Genomic DNA, 19,656 nt, shown 5'->3' with positions numbered 1-19,656 from the left:
TTTTGTTCGTTTTAACCTGCTTCTGTATCCGTTTTAACTTAAGCTATCACTCGCTTGGGCCTTTTCTTATTATTTTTTAAAAAAAGAGCTCCCCTATCAAAGATAAGGGAGCTCTTTTTAATCATCATCTCGAGAAAATAGTATATTTTTGATTTTTTCTCGTAGCCGATAGCGTTCCATTCGCGTGAGTTCTTCTCCTCTCATTTGACGCACAAGTAATTCCTGATAGTGGGCGCTCAATCCTTCATAAACTTCTGCTAAAAGATGATTGAACACAAGCTCGCTTTCAGGGGTACTTCCTCCTGCATCTATCCAGTCCGAACATTCATAAATGTCTAAACCTACAAAATGGTCATGAAGCCGTTTTTTGGCGTAGCTATGGCGTAGTTCATCAATCAAACGTTGATGATATTTTACTTTGAACTTTGTATAAATATTAGTGGATGGGTGATTTTCTTCTAAAAGGTGATGCAAAATAATCATTCCTTCTTGATAATAATCCTCTATGTCCCATGCTTTGATTCGAATTTGTTTCATCAATTTTCTGATGATTGGTTTCATTCCAGAAAATAAACCTTCGAATTCATTTTCTTCCATGTAATATGTCATTGATATTCCTCTTTTTCATAATTTATTATAAGTGATTAAAGAAATTATGGAGGAGAATGACTGTCTAATAAGCCGTCAGGGGGGAATTCTATTATAATGTTGAATCTTCATTTTTGCCCTTTCCAAGACATGAATATATCTTTATGTTTCATTATAATAATTTTTATTTGTTTTACCTAACATCATTATACAGAAAATTCTGAAATTATCAAACTATTTTTTTAAAAATAAAATAAAAAAAGCAAGGAAATCAATCCTTGCTTTTTATAAATAATCTGGCGTAGGTTTATTTTTGAAATAAACTCCGGAAATTCTTGAAGCGGCACCAGGTTCAACTATTTCTAAAGTCTTAGAAATTTCATCGAATGAACCATCATAATCGCGACTGTTTTCAAAAAGTTGAAGTGCTTTTGAAATGCCTTGTGCAACTTGTTCATTAGACGCTTTATAACGATTAGCATATTGAATAAGTTGTTCTGCCAATACTGCATGGTCTGTCAAATTAGTTGTTGCTTCTTTCAAAACATGCATATCTTCGGTACTCACATCAACAAGATGGTTAATTGTATCAATATTAATTCTTACACGTCCCAACTCTTTGAAAAGATTTTGCACTCGATCTCCGGTCATAAAGAATAAATCAAGATAATCTTTAGGAAGTCCTGGCAAATTACATTTTTCAACATAACGTTTAATAGTACGAAGTTCAGAATCAAAACGTTCTGCAATTTCTTGTGCTGCTCTTTCTTCATCTCTGAGTCCTGAAAGAGTCTCGCTAATTTTGATTTGATTTTTTTCAATATCTTCTAAAGCATTGACAACAGAGTTCACGCGACGTGAAAGGCTTGAATAAGGAATTGCTTTAGCTTCAATGTTTGAGATAATTTCATCAACATCTGCATCCAATGACTCTAAATGTTCTTGATATCCTCTCACATAACCTTTTTCATTTCCTGAAAGGATGTAAGCTTGAGTCACATGATCAATTTCAAGAAGAAGATTTTTGTTATTCACTCTAATATGTTCAATATATTCTTTAAGAACCGATGAACGTTTTTCGACATTTCGACGTGCAGTATATTCTCTTTCAAAAATAGAATAGAGCTCTTCTACTTGTTCTTGAATCAAGCCAAGCTCCGCTTCAACCCGGTCAAGTTCAAATTGCTCTAAAAGTGATCTGCTTTCTTCAAGATGGAGTTGTAAATTATCCATTCTCTCTTTGAGGTCAACGTTTTCTGGGAGAATATAATCTTCTGCAACAAACTTATCGCTTGCTTCTTGTAATTCTTCCAGACGTTTTGGCACATCTTTTTCAATTGTTTTAATGAATGATGGGATTTGCTCAGTTATCGCACGCAAGGCAATTGTATGCTCTTCGGCTGTTTCTAAAACTTCAGCTGCTTCAATCGGGTCACCAGTTGAGTTCAACGTTACAAATTGAGAGAACTCTGTCTCAATATTAGCAAGATGTTTTTCAAGTTCAGTGATGACAGTCCCATACAAATCCGCATTGTCAGCAATATCACTGCGTAGACTATCATACAAATCAAGAGACTCTTGGATCTTGTTTGAATTTCGTTTTTCTTGCTCAACAAGTTGGGCAACACCTTGGCGAATTCCTTCAACATCTCCTTCCATCAAATCAATCTGCGCTTCACTATCTGCTACAGATTCCCGAGCGCGGAAAAAATGAAATGAGTCATTTAATTGTTCAGCTTCAAAAATGTGTTCTTCCAGATCAGCAAAAGAATTCGATGATAGATCAAGCCATTTCTGATTCCATTCGCGAAAAATTGTTTGAGATTGTCCAACAAGATGCATTTTCTTAACAGAATCAATCTCTTCTTGAACGGGTAAATCGAAAAGGGATTCCTTCCGTTCTTCAAGGGCTAATATACGATCCTCCGTTTTCTTTCGCATTAATATCGCAAAAACGTAGAAGGCTACGAGAATAACTAATAGGACAACAATGAGGATAATGACAGTACTTGACATGCTTTACTCCATAAAATGATTTAATTACTTGAAATAGTTTAATTACTTAGATTATATAGATTTTAATTAAATAGAAAATCTCAAATATAATTATAGCATATTGCGTCAAAGAAATATACTATTTTCTTAGTTTTCTAGTCGAAAATCTATTTTTATTTTTCAAATAAAAAAACAACCACTGTATAGGTTGTCTTTTATTAAATTAAAGTCCTGCTTTTGCTGCTTCAACTTCAGCTGCGAAGTCTGTTTCAGCTTTTTCAATTCCTTCACCAACTTCAAAACGCGTGAATGCAATTGCTTTAGCACCTTTAGATTCAAGGAAAGCTTCAACAGTTTTGCTATCATCCATGATGTAAAGTTGTGCAAGAAGAGCAAATTGTTGGTCAACTTTTGTGTTGTCAACGATAAATTTAGCCATTTTACCTGGAAGGATTTTGTCCCAGATTTTTTCTGGTTTGCCTTCAGCTTTAAGTTCTTCTTCAAATGAAGCTTTTGCTGCTGCAAGAACTTCTTCTGTCAATTGGCTCTTAGAACCATATTCATGATGTGGAAGTTCTGGTTTGTTAACGAGTACACGGCTAGCGTTGTCTTCATCAATTTTGTGGTTCATTTGTGCTAATTCAGCTTTTACAAATTCTGAATCAAGTTCATCAGCAGAAAGAACTGTTGGGTTCATAGCGGCAATGTGCATTGATACTTGTTTAGCAAGTGTTTCGTCAGCGCCTTCGATAACTGAAATAACCCCAATTTTACCACCATTATGTTGGTATGCACCAAAGTGTTGCTCATCAGTTTTTTCAATTACTACAAAACGACGGAAAGTGATTTTTTCTCCGATTGTTGCAGTTGCTTGAACAAGTTCTTGTTCAAGAGTTACGCCTGAAGCTGTTTTGATAGCCAACGCTTCTTCATTGTTTGCTGGTTTGCTAGCTGCAAGAAGTTCTGCAGTTTCTTTAACCAAAGCAACAAATTGGTCATTTTTCGCAACAAAGTCTGTTTCTGAATTCAACTCAACAAGTGCTGCAACATTTCCATTTACAGCAATTCCTGTAAGTCCTTCAGCGGCAACGCGGTCAGCTTTTTTAGCTGCTTTAGCGATTCCTTTTTCACGAAGAAGTTCTGCTGCTGCTTCCATATTTCCGTCAGTTTCTACGAGCGCACGTTTAGCGTCCATAATTCCTGCACCAGTTTTTTCACGTAATTCTTTTACTTGAGCTGCTGTTACTGCCATTTTGTAAATCTCCTATGTGTTTATTCTGTCAATATTGACAGTAGTTTTATTTAAAAAAACAGGTGAGGCGTAAGGCCTCGCCTGTTGTAGTTACTTAATTTAGTATAAGTTGAAGTTAAAATTATTTACCTTCAACGATTTCAGCAAGTTCTTCAAGTGATTCTTCTGAAGCTGCTTCTTCTGCAACGAAATCTTCCGCTGCATCTTCACCTTGACGTCCTTCAATGATAGCATCTGCCATTTTAGCTGTAATCAATTTAACAGCACGGATAGCATCATCATTTGCAGGAATAACTACGTCGATTGGTTCTGGATCTGCATTTGTATCAACCATTGCTACAACTGGGATCCCCAAAGTTTTAGCTTCTTTTACTGCGATTTGTTCAGCATGTGGGTCAACGATGTACATAACATCTGGAATACGAGGCATATCAGCGATACCACCGATGAATTTTTCAAGGCGTTCGCGTTCTTTGTTAAGAAGAACTACTTCTTTCTTAGGTAATACTTCGAAAGTTCCTTCTTCTTCCATTTTGTTGATTTCTTTAAGGCGTGTCACACGTGTTTGGATTGTATTCCAGTTAGTGAGCATACCACCCAACCAACGGTGGTTTACGTAGTATTGACCAGCGCGGAGAGCTTCTTCTTTTACTGCTTCAGCAGCTTGTTTTTTAGTACCAACAAAAAGAACTACTGCGCCTTCTTGTGAAGCGTTTTTTACATAGTTGTAAGCATCGTCAACAAGTTTTACAGTTTTTTGAAGGTCAATAACGTGGATACCATTACGTTCTGTGAAGATGTATGGTTTCATTTTAGGGTTCCAACGACGAGTTTGGTGACCGAAGTGAACACCAGCTTCAAGAAGTTGTTTCATTGAAATAACTGACATGTTAATGTCTCCTTTTAAAATAGTTTTTCCTCTTTCATCTGTCATCCGCAGCCGCAATACTTGCGTACACTACGACTTTGTCGAGACGAAATGCGAGATGGTTGCATAGCAACTCTTTCATTATACATTGTTTAAGCTACTTTTGCAAGCATCTATTCATTTATTTCTTTTATCAATATGAGTAAAAGAAAGCTCTCCTACTCCACTTTCTTTTTATTCTGTTTTTTATATCTCAATGTTGTCTGACAAATTTAACGAATATTTTTGCCTATATAATCCCCTTAAGGGAGTTTTTTACATCTTTTTCTAAGAATAAAATTAATATTTTTGCTGAAAACGCTTTTTTTGTGATAAAATAATTATAGTAAATAAAATAGTTTGTGAGGAGATAAATATGAAAGAAAAAATCCTTTTAGGCGGTTATACTAAACGTGTATCCAAAGGCGTTTACAGTGTTCTATTAGATAGCAAGAAAGCTGAATTGTCGGCTTTAACTGAAGTTGCAGCGGTTCAAAATCCAACTTATATCACTCTTGATCAAAAAGGGCACCTCTACACTTGTGCTGCTGATGGAAATGGTGGTGGAATTGCTGCCTTTGATTTTGATGGTCAAAATACAACTCACCTAGGGAATGTAACGAGTACTGGAGCCCCTTTGTGTTATGTGGCTGTTGATGAAGCACGTCAACTCGTTTATGGTGCTAACTATCACTTGGGTGAAGTTCGTGTGTACAAAATTCAAGCTGATGGTTCCCTTAGATTAACCGATACAGTTAAACATAATGGTTCTGGTCCTCGACCTGAGCAAGCAAGTTCTCATGTCCATTACTCTGATTTAACTCCAGATGGTCGTCTTGTTACTTGTGATTTAGGTACAGATGAAGTGACTGTTTACGATGTTATTGGTGAAGGTAAACTCAATATCGTTACGATTTATCGTGCCGAAAAAGGAATGGGAGCTCGTCACATCAGCTTCCATCCTAATGGAAAAATTGCTTATCTCGTCGGAGAATTAAATTCAACTATTGAAGTTCTAAGCTATAATGAAGAAAAAGGACGATTCGCTCGTCTTCAAACAATCAGTACTTTACCTGAAGACTATCACGGAGCCAATGGGGTAGCTGCTATTCGAATTTCTTCTGATGGTAAGTTCCTCTATGCTTCTAATCGTGGTCACGACTCTTTAGCAATTTACAAGGTAAGTCCTCTCGGAACAAAATTAGAATCTATTGGTTGGACAAAGACTGAAGGTCATATTCCACGCGATTTTAATTTTAATAAAACCGAAGATTATATCATTGTCGCTCATCAAGAATCTGATAATTTAACTCTTTTCTTGAGAGATAAAAATACAGGGTCATTAACGTTAGAACAAAAAGACTTTTACGCTCCTGAAATTACTTGTGTTTTACCTTTGTAAAAACTAAACTTTAGTAAATCTTGCTTTTGTTTTTTCACAAAGTTTTACTAAATCAGACAAAAAAATATTGCCAAATCTTTAAAAGGATTTGGCAATATTTTTTTGTCTGAAACCCTTACTTATAAAGCGATTTCTAAAAGTTTGATGAGTTTTTTTGTAAATTTCATCACAATATCGCTTGACTTCTTTAAAAAACTTTGTTAAACTATTCACGTAAAAGAAAGTGAACGAAATCACAAAGGAGAACGTACACATATGGCAACTAAAAAAGCCGCTCCAGCTGCAAAGAAAGTTTTAAGCGCTGAAGAAAAAGTCGCAAAATTCCAAGAAGCTGTCGCTTATACTGATCAATTAGTCAAAAAAGCTCAAGCTGCAGTTCTTAAATTTGAAGGATACACACAAACTCAAGTTGATACTATTGTTGCTGCAATGGCTCTTGCAGCAAGCAAACATTCTCTGGAACTCGCTCACGAAGCCGTTAATGAAACTGGCCGTGGAGTTGTTGAGGACAAAGATACAAAAAACCATTTTGCTTCTGAATCTGTTTATAATGCAATCAAAAATGATAAAACAGTTGGCGTTATCGCTGAAAACAAAGTTGCTGGTTCTGTTGAAATCGCAAGCCCCCTTGGAGTACTTGCTGGTATTGTCCCAACAACTAATCCAACATCAACAGCCATCTTTAAATCTTTATTGGCTGCAAAGACTCGTAATGCTATTGTCTTTGCCTTTCACCCACAAGCACAAAAATGCTCAAGCCATGCAGCTAAAATTGTTTATGATGCTGCGATTGAAGCTGGTGCACCTGAAGACTTCATTCAATGGATTGAAGTACCCAGTCTTGATATGACGACTGCTTTGATTCAAAATAGAGGAATTGCTACAATTCTTGCAACTGGTGGTCCAGGTATGGTCAATGCTGCGCTTAAGTCTGGTAATCCTTCACTTGGTGTAGGTGCTGGTAACGGTGCAGTGTACGTTGATGCAACTGCAAATATCGATCGTGCTGTTGAAGATCTCTTGCTTTCAAAACGTTTTGATAACGGAATGATTTGTGCGACTGAAAACTCTGCAGTTATTGATGCATCAATCTATGATGAATTTGTCGCTAAAATGCAAGCACAAGGCGCTTATATGGTTCCTAAAAAAGATTACAAGGCAATTGAAAGTTTTGTTTTCGTTGAACGTGCTGGTGAAGGTTTTGGTGTAACTGGTCCTGTTGCTGGTCGTTCTGGTCAATGGATTGCTGAACAAGCTGGTGTTAACGTCCCTAAAGATAAAGATGTTCTTCTTTTTGAACTTGATAAGAAAAATATTGGGGAAGCTCTTTCTTCTGAAAAACTTTCTCCTTTGCTTTCAATCTACAAATCAGAAACACGTGAAGAAGGAATTGAAATTGTCCGTAGCTTACTTGCTTACCAAGGAGCTGGTCACAACGCTGCCATTCAAATCGGTGCAATGGACGACCCATTTGTCAAAGAATACGGAATTAAAGTCGAAGCTTCTCGTATCCTCGTTAACCAACCTGACTCTATCGGTGGGGTCGGAGATATTTATACTGATGCAATGCGTCCATCACTGACGCTCGGAACTGGTTCATGGGGGAAAAATTCACTTTCACACAATTTGAGTACATACGATCTATTGAATGTTAAAACAGTGGCTAAACGTCGTAATCGCCCTCAATGGGTTCGTTTGCCAAAAGAAATTTACTACGAAAAAAATGCAATTTCTTACTTACAAGAATTGCCACACGTCCACAAAGCTTTCATTGTTGCCGACCCTGGTATGGTTAAATTCGGTTTCGTTGATAAAGTTTTGGAACAACTTGCTATCCGCCCAACTCAAGTTGAAACAAGCATTTATGGCTCAGTCCAACCTGACCCAACTTTGAGTGAAGCCATTGCAATCGCTCGTCAAATGAAACAATTTGAACCTGACACTGTCATCTGTCTTGGTGGTGGTTCTGCCCTTGATGCTGGTAAGATTGGTCGTTTGATTTATGAATATGATGCTCGTGGTGAGGCTGACCTTTCCGATGACGCAAGTTTGAAAGAGCTCTTCCAAGAGTTAGCTCAAAAATTTGTTGATATTCGTAAACGTATTATCAAATTCTACCACCCACACAAAGCACAAATGGTTGCTATCCCTACTACTTCTGGTACTGGTTCTGAAGTGACTCCATTTGCGGTTATCACTGATGATGAAACTCACGTTAAATATCCACTTGCTGATTACCAACTGACACCACAAGTTGCCATTGTTGACCCCGAGTTTGTTATGACTGTACCAAAACGTACTGTTTCTTGGTCTGGTATTGATGCCATGTCACACGCGCTTGAATCTTATGTTTCTGTCATGTCTTCTGACTATACAAAACCAATTTCACTTCAAGCCATCAAACTTATCTTTGAAAACTTGACTGAGTCTTATCACTATGACCCAGCTCATCCAACCAAAGAAGGTCAAAAAGCTCGCGAAAACATGCACAATGCTGCAACACTCGCTGGTATGGCCTTCGCCAATGCTTTCCTTGGTATTAACCACTCACTTGCTCATAAAATTGGTGGTGAATTTGGACTTCCTCATGGTCTTGCCATTGCTATCGCTATGCCACATGTCATTAAATTTAACGCTGTAACAGGAAACGTTAAACGTACCCCTTACCCACGTTATGAAACTTATCGTGCGCAAGAAGACTACGCTGAAATTTCACGCTTCATGGGATTTGCTGGCAAAGAAGATTCAGATGAAAAAGCGGTCAAAGCTTTGGTTGCTGAACTTAAAAAATTGACTGATAGCATTGATATTAATATCACCCTTTCAGGAAATGGTGTAGATAAAGCTCATCTTGAACGTGAGCTTGATAAATTGGCTGACCTTGTTTACGATGACCAATGTACACCTGCTAATCCACGTCAACCAAGAATTGATGAGATTAAACAACTCTTGTTAGACCAATACTAATAATCTATTGATAAAAATAATTAAAACGCTCTGATGAATTCGTCAGAGCGTTTTTTATTATAGCTTATACAACTATCAAAAGGTATAAATCAATTTCGATATAGGCTCTTTTCACTCCATTGATTTATATTTATATAAAAATCAATAATTAATTAGCGATAGAAGTCGAGTTCATGCATGCTAATAATGAAATTGTTTTAAATTCTGGTTTTTCTTTATGTTCTTTGCGAACATCTTTCACAGTTTCTTTGTTCATGAAAATTCCTCCTTATTATGGTACTATTTTGAGCCCAAATAGTTATATAAGAATCCTAAACTTCGGATATCTTATCAAAGATTAATTAATAATAAAATAAATTAGGGGTTCTTCTATTCCCAACAGAGCATCATTATCTACGAAGCCTAATGGACAACCGTATATATCTTTTTCTGAAAGTAGTAGTTGAAAATTTTGCAGAAAAGCACCACATTCGATTGAAGCATACCTTATCCCACAATTACCATATTTGCCAAAATATTTATCGTAATCATATGTCACAGCAATAAGAATTGAACTTGAAGAAAAATATTTATCATCATAAAAACAAGTTTTTTTAATTTGATTTATCTCGAATTTCTCTGTACTTATCTCCCCTTTAGAGTTAAATATTTTTTTATTGTTCTTATAAAAAAGTAAAACTTTCAAACCATATATAGCTCCGGCAGAAGGAACGCTATGTTTCTCAAAATTATAGTAGGATTTTTTTACTATTTCTATTACACTTTCAACATTTACACCAATATTATGAAATTTATTTGATTTTCTTAGTTGAATAAGCTCTTCAAGATTCTTCAACGATTTTCTCCTTGATTAACTCTTTCAGGAATTCATCTTCCTCATCTGTCCACTCTCTATCACTTTCTTGTTCAAGAACTGCCAATAAAATATCAAAACCTGTATCGTTGAATTGTGTTAATTCCGCCCTTGAGAAATTGAAGACCGCTTTATCTGTTTTTCTGAGCGTAAATAATGGGTTTAATCTATACTTCATTTGTTTGTTCTCCATTTTTCTAATATATATTTTTTATATTCTACAGCTGGTTCAGAAGTGGAAATGTTCCCAATAACATCTCCTGTTTCTTCAATTGCTAGATCCCCGTTTGCATATATTGTCAGGGAGGGATATTCCGATACATAATTTAATGTTTCTTGAACTGGCGAATAGCGAATATAAATCCCATCAGTATTATATTGTTTTACAAAGATTTTTAACTCTTCTTTTTGAATTTCCGTTAATTTATATACTTGATTTTCTCCATCATAAGTTGAAAGTTTCAACAGTTCGGCTCCTGCTTCTTTAGCATAAGTCGCAATTTTACTAAGCTCTCCAATGTTTTTCCGAGTGATACAAGTTGCAAAACCATATAATATCCCCAATTCTTTTAAATATTTTACAGTTTTTTCAACTTTTCTAAGACGCCCGTTTTCTTTGTAGTTATCCAATTTTGAATATCGCAAACTATCAATGCCTATCTGTAAATATCGAACCCCTGCTGATTTTAACTGATACAAATACTCATAGGATACATCAACTGCATTAGTCGCTATAATTGGATAATTCTTATGTTCTGATAGTAATTGGACAAAATTAATAAGACTTGGGTGTAGAATTGGGTCTCCCCCACAAATAGCAACTAAGGGTACTTTATATTTTTCTAAATAATAAGCTATTTTTTCTAAATCCTCTTTTGAGATCTCCTTTGTATTTAACATCTTCATTTATTTAAGGAAGCAGTAATCACATTCGTAATGACAATGATTAGTTAAATATATATACACCTTAATTGGTAAAAAAAGTTCGTCATCTCTAAACATATTTTTTCCCCTTTCCAAGGATACCTAAAGCTATAATAATTAGTCCAAAAATTGCACTAATATATAAATAGGTCATCAAATAGTTATTAACTCCCCCTTGAACAACTCCCATTAAGAAGAAAGAAGCAGATAGTAAAAGCTGGGCTATCGTAGAATAAAGAGAAAAAACAGTTGTTTTATCGTTTCTATCCTTAATCGAGGTGTTGATAAAATAAGAGGAGAGACCTTCTGAAAATAGTCTGATAATCTGCATACTTGAAAATATTATCGCTACAATCAAAAAACGAAAAAGATTTCCTGGTATAAAATGTTCAATTACCAATACCCCTTGAAAAGTAAGAACCGCAAAAGAAACAAGAAGTAATGCTGAAAATTTGAACAGCGATACTTTCTTTTTCAAAACTCTCAAAAGAACGAATATCGATAGGTTCACTATCATAATAAGTAGGCCATAATAATAAAGAGGAATACCTAATGAAGTCATAACCGGTTGATATAAAGAGAATGTCCCCCTTGAAATACAAAATAGAAGTGCAAGCGAGAACAAGAGAAATAACAATTTATAATTTAAGGACTTTACTTTCATTTTTATTTTTGTCATTTCTTTATGTCTAGCTTCAGAACACATGAAAATAGCAGATAATAATTTGATGATTTTTATCGATAAATCTAATATAAGTGGCAAAATCACTAAATAGGAAAATAAAACCGTAGAAATAAATCCAGAAATTGCTGCTATAATCGCTCCTATGGAAAAATATGAGGCGGATTTCTCCATAAAATCTTTTTCAGCTTTTCCTTCCCTCTTAAACATATTAAATATTAACACTTCAAAATTACCACTCGCTAAAGCCAACATGCCTGTTCTTATAATTTCTATGATTAAAACTGGAATAAATAAAGAGCCTTTTATCAAACTAGGAAGAAAAAGTAAAGTTATAAGACACACAATTTCCGCACCATTTCCTAATACTAACATTAATTTCCTATCGAATTTATCGGATAAGTAACCTGTTGGAATCTGAACTAACAACGAAATTAACAAACATAAGCCCATAATACTTGAAAAATCTGAAAAAGAAAGCTTTAAATACACACTGAAAAATATAACCTCTACAACCGTTATAAATGCATCATCAAAAAGTATTCTATTTATGAATAAAATTTTCTGACCATTGAAAAATTGAGTCATTGGTAACCCCCACATTCCTCAAACAGCGGACATAAGTTACACGAGGTTGATTTTCGATATTTTCCCGCTCTCCATATATTAAAAATCGAACTTGTTTCCCATATGTAATCAAAACTTGAACCATCGTTACCTAATTTTTCAATAGATTTTTGGGTTTGAGATACTACAGGACAGGCTGAAAGTGTCAAGTCACTATTTATAACGCAGGCAGCTGTTCCAGCACCACAACCTAAAGTTTCAACGGTATTTTCTTCTTTTAGATATGTCGTGACAATTAAATTATCTGGTATCTTTAAATCTGAGCACGCTCGAACTAAACTTTCATAATCCATGAATAGGAGCTCTTTTTCTAATAATCCCGTTCCCATGGGCATAAACGGCATTAATCGCAATTCTCTACATCCTAATGTGGCACACATATCAATCATTTGTTAAATGGTAGAATTATTTTCTTTTGTCACGACCATAGCAAGCCGTATAGGGACATTCTCTTTTACTAATAGTGCTACACTTTTGATTGCACTTTCAAATGTTCCTTTCCCTCTGACTGCGTCATTGATTAACTTTTGGGGAGACTCTAAAGAAATTTGAACCTCTTTTAAATATTGAGATTTAGAAAGTATTCTAATTAACTCTTCATTTCTAAATAGTTTTTGACCATTAGTTGAAAATGAGTAAGAAATTCTCAACTTTTCTAGTTGAGTAACAATATATTCAAAGTACTCACATTCTGTCGGTTCACCGCCCAATAGAGAAACATGGGTAAATTCTTTATCCTGTATAATATCTAGGACATGATTTATTTCATCAAGCTCCAACTCTTTTCCTTGATAATCTTCCAAATAACAAAATTTACACCTTAAATTACATTTGTTGGTAAGCATCCAAGTCAGGAACAGTGGATTTTTTAGGTAATTAATCATCTTACTTCTCCAATCTATAAAAAGATACAGATAATTTTTATTATCTGTATCTTAACATATAAAATTGGGTGGAAATTTTCTTTTGGAATATATGCCAAAGCCCTATAATTTTTCAATTTCTTCAAAAAGTGCTTTTGCTTCTAGTGGGAAACCATAATCTGCAAGAGTCTGCGCGTGTTTTTTCATTTTTTCAATAGCACCATTTTGTTTTTGCAATACTTTATAATGAGCTCTATGATATTCAAACAGGATTTTTTCATAGAAAAAATCAATGCTTATCCCTATTTCTTCTAAATGATTGATGTATTTAAAAGCTTGTATCAAATTTTCTCGACGTAACCACGTATCAATAAGATTTAAAAATGTTCTTATTATTATCTGTTGATTGATATGAATTGAGTGATAATAATTTGTTTTTCCTAAAATTTGCATTCCGTAATACTCTAAAGCATTATCATCAAAATAGCGAAGACAATTCCCGAAAATCCATATCTCATAACGTCCCCATTCACTGACAGATTCAAGGTACTTCATCAAAAAAGCAGTATCTTCCTTAAAAATCTTAGAATTTTGTGCCATTGCTAAGTTGATTTTAACCACTGTTTTATTAATCTTATAAAATTTATTATCAGGTTTCTGCTGGCATTTTTCTTTCCAAAAATCATAAATTTCTTTGATTTTTTCGACATTTTTTTGAGCATAAGCAATAGTTAAGTTGTGACGATAGTTGTATTCGTCGGATTGTTCATACTCGTTATAAAGGTTTTGAAATTCGTCTAAATAGACATTTGAGTTTTCTAAGACGGTAAATAATTTACCTACAGTAATTCCTGTTTCGCCCTTTTCAAATTTTGCAAGTTGTGATTCTGAAAAAGAGCCACCCGTCATCTCTTTTAATTTTAGATGTTTTGTTTTTCTTATAAAAGCGATTATTTTTCCAGTTTTTAAATTTTTTTCCATTTTAGTTTTCCTTTGGCATATATTCCGAATTTATTAAATTATTTGAAATTATTATACAACTTTGCCTTTGGCTTGTAAACTAGATAAAAAAATTACTGACAGCTTTCTGTCAGTAATTTTTATTTTTCTAAATAAGTTAAAGCGTCTTGAATAGTCTTGACGGGAACAATTTTCATCTTCGTTTTTAATTTTTTAGCGGCTGCTTTGGCTCCAAGATAGTTATTGCTGCTTTCTTTTTTGGTGCCTGAGTCAGAAACTAAGAAAACTTTTGCGCCTTCTTTGCTAGCAGTAGCTACTTTTTTATCAACCCCACCGATTTGGCCAATGCTTCCATCATGTTCAATCGTTCCAGTTCCTGCTATTTCGCGACCACCACGTAAATCTTTACCTGTCAACTGACTGTAAATCTCTAGTGTAAACATCATTCCGGCAGATGGTCCACCGATTGAACCTGCATTGACTGTAACTTTTGGGTCTGTGACTACTTCAGTATGGTCAACTAGTCCAATTCCGATTCCAGTTTTTCCATTAGCGATTTTGATATATTTTCCAGTAGACTTGTGTTTACTGCCATCAATCCGTGTATATTCAATAGTAACTGAATCACCGACTTTTTGCTTCGAAACGTAAGCAATCATGTCTGCACTTGATTTAAATTCTTCCCCATTGACTGCTGTAATCGTGTCCGAAAGTTCCAATTTATTTTTAAAAGTCGAATTTTTAGCAATATCAAGGACATAAACCCCTTCATATTTCAGTTCATAGGGTTTATTTGCCAACTTGAAGGCCTGATAAACGGCTGTATTTTGTGCAGTTTCCATGTAAAACTGGTTGACACGATTGAACTGCGCATCATTAAGGCCACCGGTCATTTCTTGTTCACTGTAAATGCTTGTAAAACTATTAAAATGACTGTAAATCATTGTGGCAAGATTAGCACGCGCAATTTGAACGGTAGTAAGGAAGAAATCACCTTTGTGCTCATCTTTTTTTCCTTCGACTTTGACCATTTTCCCTAATGGCTCGGTTGTTCCAGGCATTTCCACATAGTAATTTGTTGGATACACTAAAACAAGGAGAGCGACAATAATCAGACCAATAGAGATGCCCCATTTTAATTTGGGACTGATTTTTTTATTTTTTTTCTTCATCTAATTTCCTTAATTCACGACTCACATTTTCTGGAACCCAAGCGCTGACATCTTGTCCGAAAGCATGTAATTCTCGCATTCTTGTTGAATTTAGCGGTTCAAGTTCTGGTTTTGCTAGAAAGAAGATGGTTTCAATACCCGTCATCTCCAGATTAAAATAAAACATATTTTTTTCATATTCTAAATCTTGGCTATTACGTAAAGAACGAACCAGAGCCGTCACGCCAAGTTTTTTTGCGATATTCACTGTCAAATCACGTTCATGTTTGATGATTTTAACTTTATGATTTACTGACAGATTTGTCAGTGCTTCTTCTAGCATTTCCACTCGTTTGTCCGTTGGAAAAAGTGGATTTTTCTGGTCATTTTTAAAAATTCCAACATAAAGTTGATCAAAATGCTGGCTAGCACGTTTGATAATATCTAAATGGCCATTTGTCAGTGGATCAAAAGTTCCTGTAAAGAGTCCAATTTTTTCTGTCATTACTTTTTTCTTTCTTAATTTACTGACAGAATTTCTGTCAGTAAATGTCAAAATTCATAAATTGATATTTTAGAAATTCCATAAGTTTTTTGCCTAGTCAACTCTAATTTCCCGATTTGGTCAGGAAGTTCAACTTCCTTGTCTGTTTCACAGACAACAATTACCTTTTCTGTCAGTAAATTTTTTTCTTGCAAAAGTTCTAAGTTTTCAACAATTTGTTCTTTAGCGTAGGGTGGATCCAACAAAACTAAATCAAAACTTTCAGACAGATTTGTCAAAACACGCTCTGCTGACATTTTTAATAATTGAAATTTCTCAGGCTCTTTCGTCATCTTGATATTTTCCAAAATGACTTGTTGAGCTGCTCTATCTTTTTCAACAAGAAGGGCATGATCCATTCCTCTTGAGACGGCTTCAATTGCCAAACTTCCTGACCCTGCAAATAAATCAAGGACACGACCTCCGTCGAAATAAGGACCAATCATATTAAAAATAGCTCCCTTGACTTTATCTGTGGTTGGTCTTGTTGTTTTTCCTGCCAATGTCTTCAGCGGTCTTCCGCCATAATTTCCTGAAACTACTCTCATGAAAATAATTATATCACAAAAGTTTAAATGAAGAGCCGAATCGCCCTGTCAGGCTTGTTCCAATCGTTCTGTCAGTAAAAATTTTCTTTCTTATTATTACTAACAAAAAAAGCTTCTCAAATTAGACTTTCATTCTAACTCTTGAAACTTATTTTTGACTTTATCCAAATAATTAATGACTTTCATGCATCCTAATCGCACGTAGTGATGGAAAAACTCCCAGAATAATAATGAAAAACATGAAAATTGTCATTCCAATATTTCCGTAAAGACTTGAGAGAGACACCACAATTCCTGACAAGACCGAAGCAATAGGCTGAGTAACTGAAAAGGCGCCTGTATAAGTTCCCACTTGGTCTCCGTCCATTAAATCGGCCCGCAGAGCCTGAGAAAATGGAACCAAAATCATTTCACCAATTGTTGCCACCAAAGCCGCAACAAGTTCCCAAGTCAAATCACGGCTAAGAAAAGCAATCATGAAGCCCAAACCTTGCAGAATAATCCCAACGGATATTCCGCTACTTCGTGACCAATTTTTGGTTAGTTTATTGACTCTTCCCATAAACAATACGATGACTAAGGTATTGACCATTAGGAAAATTGTCAGCATCCGTTGTCCATAAACTTCAATTCCAAAAATTCTGGCGGTTCTAAAGCTGTCACTCAAGTGAACTGGCAGATAATAATCAATTTGATTAAAAATCATCGCAATAAAGACGGAAGCAAATAAATAATACATGAAAATGCGGTCTTTAGCGACTGTGAAATAGGCTTTAATAATGTTTGATTCTTGCTTGTGCTGCTGAGTATCTGGATTGAAGGATTCATCAATCCAAAAAATCACAACCAGACAACTTAATATTTCTTCAATTGTAATAGCTAAAAGTAGCCAAACCAAGTAATCTCTGAAAAACCAGCCTGAGAGTCCTGAACCAATCATGATTGCAAAGTTGATAATCCAGTATTGAATGCTATAAACAACTCGCCGATTTGCGCTCGTTGTTAAATCTACAATCATCGCTTGACTTGCGGTGTTAAAAAAGCCAAAACCAAAATTAATAATAAGAAATCCTAAAAAAGTGACCCAAGGATTGAAGTAAAAAGATGAGTTTGCGAATGTTGCTAAAGCTCCACCAAATCCAGTGATGGCAGTTGAGAAAATCATTACAGGTCTTCGTCCCTGAACATCGGACAAATGTCCTGCATAAAGTCCAACCAAGAAGACCATGACTGAGCTAATCACCAAAAGTAGTCCTGTGATTCCTGCTCCCATATATTTATTGTAGTAGATTGTCATTGAGCCACCCACTGTACTAAAGCAAAGCGTCCCAAAAAAATTCATAATTAAACGAATTTTAAGTGTTGGATGTAATCCAAAAAAATCTTTCATTTTCTTTCTTTCTGTTTTCTTTCAATAAAAAATCTATCTTGACTCCTTTTCAAGATAAATTTCTTTTTTTAGAAGTCATTTATTTAATTTAATTTTGTTTTCTGATGTCTATTTACAGCAACAAGAACTAAAATAATCGCTAGAACTTCAGTCAATGCTAAGACCAAAGAAACTCCTGTTGCCTTAATAATTGGTGAAATCGAAACAAGTAAACCTGCAAGAATTGATGCAATTGGCATTTTAATTGCTGCAACGCCATTATAAGAACCAATTTTTTCCGGATTCATCAAATCTGCTCCTAAAGTTTGAACACTTGGGGTATAAACAATCTCACCCAAAGTATAAACAATACCTGCAATAAAAATTGGTGTAAAAGTTGTTGTCAAAAATGAAAAAATCATCCCAATTGCCATAAATAGACTCCCCCAAATAAAACCTTTTTGGTGTGACCAATCTTTGGTCAATCGATTTAGAGTCGTCATTAATAGGACAACTAATACACAAGCTAAAATCAAATATATGGTGAGCATCCGTTGTCCATAGATTTCAAAACCCCAAAAAGTGATTGTTTTAAAACTATTCGATAAATGAACAGGTAAAAAATTATCAAATTGCATGATAATAAAAGTGGTCGCAATATTGGCTCCCATGAAAATCATGTAAGTTTTATCTTGTAGTACTGTCTTATAAGCCTGAAAAATATTCTCGGCTTTCTCATCAACTTTGACTGTGGGTATAAAAGTTTCTGTCATTACAAAAGTAGTCAGGAAAAATGAGACTAAGACAGTTAAAAGTAAAATCACTAAAAGTGCTTCAAAAGCTGGTCTAAAAAGCCAAGCACCTAATGCTGCCCCTAAAATAACCGACAAATTTTGCGCCCAATAGTCCAACATAAAAACAACTTTACGATTTTCAGCATTCGATGCATCAATAATCATGGCATTCCCAGCAGTTATCACAAAATTATAGCCAAAACTAATCAGCAAAAAAGCAATAAAAGTTGACCAGGGATTCACATGTCCCGGTAAGTTTGAGGCAATAGCTAAAGCTGCTCCTAAAAGTTGAATAATTGTTCCAAAAACCATCACTGGTTTTCTTCCATTTCGGTCAGCAAAAAAGCCTGCAAGAATTCCGGCGACAAAAGTTGCCACAGCAGATAAGGCAAGCAAAATCCCTGTAATTGCACTTCCTAAATATTGATTATAATAAATGGTCATTGAAGAAAAAACGGTGCCATATGAAAAGGCACCTAAAAACACAATCCCTAAACGGAGTTGCAAGTTTTTGTCTAAATTCCAAAACTCTTTCATACTATTCCTTAAATTCTTTTAAATTTTCTAAATTTATTAATTTATCTACAATTGTAGCATATTTATACTTCTAAAACTAGATGAATTACAGCTTTATCAAAATAATTCTTCTACTTATATCAGTTTTTGTTAAAATAAACTGTAACCAAACTTAATTTGATTTGTTATATATATGAGAGGGGAGGAAATGGTGAATTTAAAAGAATATGAAAATGAAGTCAATGATTATGCGATAGAAATCACTAAATACCTTATCTCTCGTGGAAGTCAGTTGATCGATGCCGAAGATGCCGTACAGGATACTCTAGTTAAAATTTTAAGTCTGGATATTTTCATTGAACCTGACAAATTACGGGCTTTTATGTATCGAACATCTATCCGAACTTATATCAATAGTTATAATCGAAGTAAACATTATCAAAAAATTATTAAAAATTTGGAAAAAGAATTGGAAACAGCAGCTTTTTTAGTTGAGTCTAGCCCACTTCCAAAAATCATTGAACAACTTTCCCCTTATTACAACCGGCTTTTAACTGCATATTATTATGAAAATAGTTCAACTAAACAGCTTGCAGAATATTTTGAATGTAGTTTAAGCAAAATCAAAATCGACCTTTATCGAGCTCGAAAAAAGCTTAAAAAACAACTTGAAAAAGCTGGTTATGACCAGTGGCTCCTCTAATCGTCTCTTGA

The 19,656-nt window shown here is 34.8% G+C and carries 19 protein-coding genes; 3 read left to right on the top strand and 16 right to left on the bottom strand.

Features of this window, described 5'->3' with window-relative positions; translation table 11 throughout:
* Window positions 1-117 precede the first annotated feature (117 nt).
* The 4 genes from RSC39_RS11600 to rpsB form a co-directional block, all read right to left on the bottom strand.
* Window positions 118-609, bottom strand: a complete 492-nt coding sequence (locus RSC39_RS11600) for a sigma-70 family RNA polymerase sigma factor (RefSeq protein WP_063281955.1) — start codon at window positions 607-609, stop codon at window positions 118-120.
* 264 nt (window positions 610-873) lie between these two features.
* Window positions 874-2,604 (bottom strand): septation ring formation regulator EzrA, encoded by a 1,731-nt coding sequence (gene ezrA / locus RSC39_RS11595; protein ID WP_332537351.1) that lies wholly within the window; start codon window positions 2,602-2,604, stop codon window positions 874-876.
* Between the two features lie 202 nt (window positions 2,605-2,806).
* A complete protein-coding gene (gene tsf / locus RSC39_RS11590; protein WP_332537350.1) occupies window positions 2,807-3,835 on the bottom strand; it encodes a translation elongation factor Ts in 1,029 nt (342 codons plus the stop codon).
* A 121-nt stretch (window positions 3,836-3,956) separates the two neighbouring features.
* The gene (rpsB, locus tag RSC39_RS11585; protein ID WP_011836067.1) at window positions 3,957-4,724 is read right to left on the bottom strand and encodes a 30S ribosomal protein S2; all 768 of its coding nucleotides are present in this window, start codon (window positions 4,722-4,724) and stop codon (window positions 3,957-3,959) included.
* 394 nt (window positions 4,725-5,118) lie between these two features.
* Between rpsB and RSC39_RS11580 the strand changes: the two genes are divergently transcribed.
* Both RSC39_RS11580 and adhE read left to right on the top strand, forming a co-directional pair.
* Window positions 5,119-6,144, top strand: coding sequence for a lactonase family protein (locus RSC39_RS11580; protein ID WP_011836068.1), 1,026 nt, complete (start codon window positions 5,119-5,121; stop codon window positions 6,142-6,144).
* A gap of 255 nt (window positions 6,145-6,399) precedes the next feature.
* A complete protein-coding gene (adhE, locus tag RSC39_RS11575; RefSeq protein ID WP_332537349.1) occupies window positions 6,400-9,111 on the top strand; it encodes a bifunctional acetaldehyde-CoA/alcohol dehydrogenase in 2,712 nt (903 codons plus the stop codon).
* 337 nt (window positions 9,112-9,448) lie between these two features.
* Here the strand turns inward: adhE and RSC39_RS11570 are convergent, their stop codons facing one another.
* The 12 genes from RSC39_RS11570 to lmrP form a co-directional block, all read right to left on the bottom strand.
* Complete coding sequence (locus RSC39_RS11570; protein WP_011836071.1) at window positions 9,449-9,946, bottom strand: nitroreductase family protein; 498 nt, start codon at window positions 9,944-9,946, stop codon at window positions 9,449-9,451.
* Window positions 9,933-10,142, bottom strand: a complete 210-nt coding sequence (locus RSC39_RS11565) for a hypothetical protein (RefSeq protein WP_332537347.1) — start codon at window positions 10,140-10,142, stop codon at window positions 9,933-9,935. The genes RSC39_RS11570 and RSC39_RS11565 overlap by 14 nt, the downstream gene beginning before the upstream one ends.
* On the bottom strand, window positions 10,139-10,864 hold the full coding sequence (locus RSC39_RS11560; protein WP_332537345.1) for a radical SAM protein: 726 nt from the start codon (window positions 10,862-10,864) through the stop codon (window positions 10,139-10,141). Before RSC39_RS11560 ends, RSC39_RS11565 begins: the two co-directional genes overlap by 4 nt.
* 94 nt (window positions 10,865-10,958) lie before the next feature.
* Window positions 10,959-12,158: a hypothetical protein gene (locus RSC39_RS11555; protein WP_332537343.1), complete on the bottom strand. Its 1,200-nt coding sequence runs from the start codon at window positions 12,156-12,158 to the stop codon at window positions 10,959-10,961.
* A complete protein-coding gene (locus RSC39_RS11550; RefSeq protein WP_332537341.1) occupies window positions 12,155-12,550 on the bottom strand; it encodes a hypothetical protein in 396 nt (131 codons plus the stop codon). The genes RSC39_RS11555 and RSC39_RS11550 overlap by 4 nt, the downstream gene beginning before the upstream one ends.
* A gap of 39 nt (window positions 12,551-12,589) precedes the next feature.
* Window positions 12,590-13,081 (bottom strand): radical SAM protein, encoded by a 492-nt coding sequence (locus RSC39_RS11545; protein ID WP_332537339.1) that lies wholly within the window; start codon window positions 13,079-13,081, stop codon window positions 12,590-12,592.
* Window positions 13,082-13,183: 102 nt separating this feature from the next.
* Window positions 13,184-14,041, bottom strand: coding sequence for a transcriptional regulator (locus tag RSC39_RS11540; protein WP_332537337.1), 858 nt, complete (start codon window positions 14,039-14,041; stop codon window positions 13,184-13,186).
* 119 nt (window positions 14,042-14,160) lie between these two features.
* Entirely contained in the window at window positions 14,161-15,192 is a 1,032-nt protein-coding gene (locus tag RSC39_RS11535; RefSeq protein ID WP_332537335.1) for a SepM family pheromone-processing serine protease, read from the bottom strand.
* Window positions 15,176-15,676: a pantetheine-phosphate adenylyltransferase gene (coaD, locus tag RSC39_RS11530; RefSeq protein WP_332537333.1), complete on the bottom strand. Its 501-nt coding sequence runs from the start codon at window positions 15,674-15,676 to the stop codon at window positions 15,176-15,178. Before coaD ends, RSC39_RS11535 begins: the two co-directional genes overlap by 17 nt.
* Before the next feature lie 47 nt (window positions 15,677-15,723).
* Window positions 15,724-16,263, bottom strand: a complete 540-nt coding sequence (gene rsmD, locus RSC39_RS11525; RefSeq protein ID WP_021037975.1) for a 16S rRNA (guanine(966)-N(2))-methyltransferase RsmD — start codon at window positions 16,261-16,263, stop codon at window positions 15,724-15,726.
* A 172-nt stretch (window positions 16,264-16,435) separates the two neighbouring features.
* Entirely contained in the window at window positions 16,436-17,653 is a 1,218-nt protein-coding gene (locus RSC39_RS11520) for an MFS transporter (protein ID WP_332537329.1), read from the bottom strand.
* Between the two features lie 83 nt (window positions 17,654-17,736).
* Complete coding sequence (gene lmrP / locus RSC39_RS11515; RefSeq protein WP_021037977.1) at window positions 17,737-18,963, bottom strand: multidrug efflux MFS transporter LmrP; 1,227 nt, start codon at window positions 18,961-18,963, stop codon at window positions 17,737-17,739.
* A 187-nt stretch (window positions 18,964-19,150) separates the two neighbouring features.
* Between lmrP and RSC39_RS11510 the strand changes: the two genes are divergently transcribed.
* Entirely contained in the window at window positions 19,151-19,645 is a 495-nt protein-coding gene (locus tag RSC39_RS11510; protein ID WP_231722898.1) for an RNA polymerase sigma factor, read from the top strand.
* Window positions 19,646-19,656: the final 11 nt, after the last annotated feature.

Origin of the sequence: Lactococcus sp., from assembly GCF_036648155.1 — a bacterium.
Lineage (GTDB): Bacteria > Bacillota > Bacilli > Lactobacillales > Streptococcaceae > Lactococcus > Lactococcus cremoris.
This window is presented reverse-complemented; position numbering and strand designations above follow the sequence as displayed.

Bases quoted from the DNA above. Each gene is read 5' to 3' on its own strand.
- RSC39_RS11600 (WP_063281955.1), bottom strand. From the start codon at position 609: ATGACATATTACATGGAAGAAAATGAATTCGAAGGTTTATTTTCTGGA.
- ezrA (WP_332537351.1), bottom strand. From the start codon at position 2,604: ATGTCAAGTACTGTCATTATCCTCATTGTTGTCCTATTAGTTATTCTC.
- tsf (WP_332537350.1), bottom strand. From the start codon at position 3,835: ATGGCAGTAACAGCAGCTCAAGTAAAAGAATTACGTGAAAAAACTGGT.
- rpsB (WP_011836067.1), bottom strand. From the start codon at position 4,724: ATGTCAGTTATTTCAATGAAACAACTTCTTGAAGCTGGTGTTCACTTC.
- RSC39_RS11580 (WP_011836068.1), top strand. From the start codon at position 5,119: ATGAAAGAAAAAATCCTTTTAGGCGGTTATACTAAACGTGTATCCAAA.
- adhE (WP_332537349.1), top strand. From the start codon at position 6,400: ATGGCAACTAAAAAAGCCGCTCCAGCTGCAAAGAAAGTTTTAAGCGCT.
- RSC39_RS11565 (WP_332537347.1), bottom strand. From the start codon at position 10,142: ATGAAGTATAGATTAAACCCATTATTTACGCTCAGAAAAACAGATAAA.
- RSC39_RS11560 (WP_332537345.1), bottom strand. From the start codon at position 10,864: ATGTTAAATACAAAGGAGATCTCAAAAGAGGATTTAGAAAAAATAGCT.
- RSC39_RS11555 (WP_332537343.1), bottom strand. From the start codon at position 12,158: ATGACTCAATTTTTCAATGGTCAGAAAATTTTATTCATAAATAGAATA.
- RSC39_RS11545 (WP_332537339.1), bottom strand. From the start codon at position 13,081: ATGATTAATTACCTAAAAAATCCACTGTTCCTGACTTGGATGCTTACC.
- RSC39_RS11540 (WP_332537337.1), bottom strand. From the start codon at position 14,041: ATGGAAAAAAATTTAAAAACTGGAAAAATAATCGCTTTTATAAGAAAA.
- RSC39_RS11535 (WP_332537335.1), bottom strand. From the start codon at position 15,192: ATGAAGAAAAAAAATAAAAAAATCAGTCCCAAATTAAAATGGGGCATC.
- coaD (WP_332537333.1), bottom strand. From the start codon at position 15,676: ATGACAGAAAAAATTGGACTCTTTACAGGAACTTTTGATCCACTGACA.
- rsmD (WP_021037975.1), bottom strand. From the start codon at position 16,263: ATGAGAGTAGTTTCAGGAAATTATGGCGGAAGACCGCTGAAGACATTG.
- RSC39_RS11520 (WP_332537329.1), bottom strand. From the start codon at position 17,653: ATGAAAGATTTTTTTGGATTACATCCAACACTTAAAATTCGTTTAATT.
- lmrP (WP_021037977.1), bottom strand. From the start codon at position 18,963: ATGAAAGAGTTTTGGAATTTAGACAAAAACTTGCAACTCCGTTTAGGG.
- RSC39_RS11510 (WP_231722898.1), top strand. From the start codon at position 19,151: ATGGTGAATTTAAAAGAATATGAAAATGAAGTCAATGATTATGCGATA.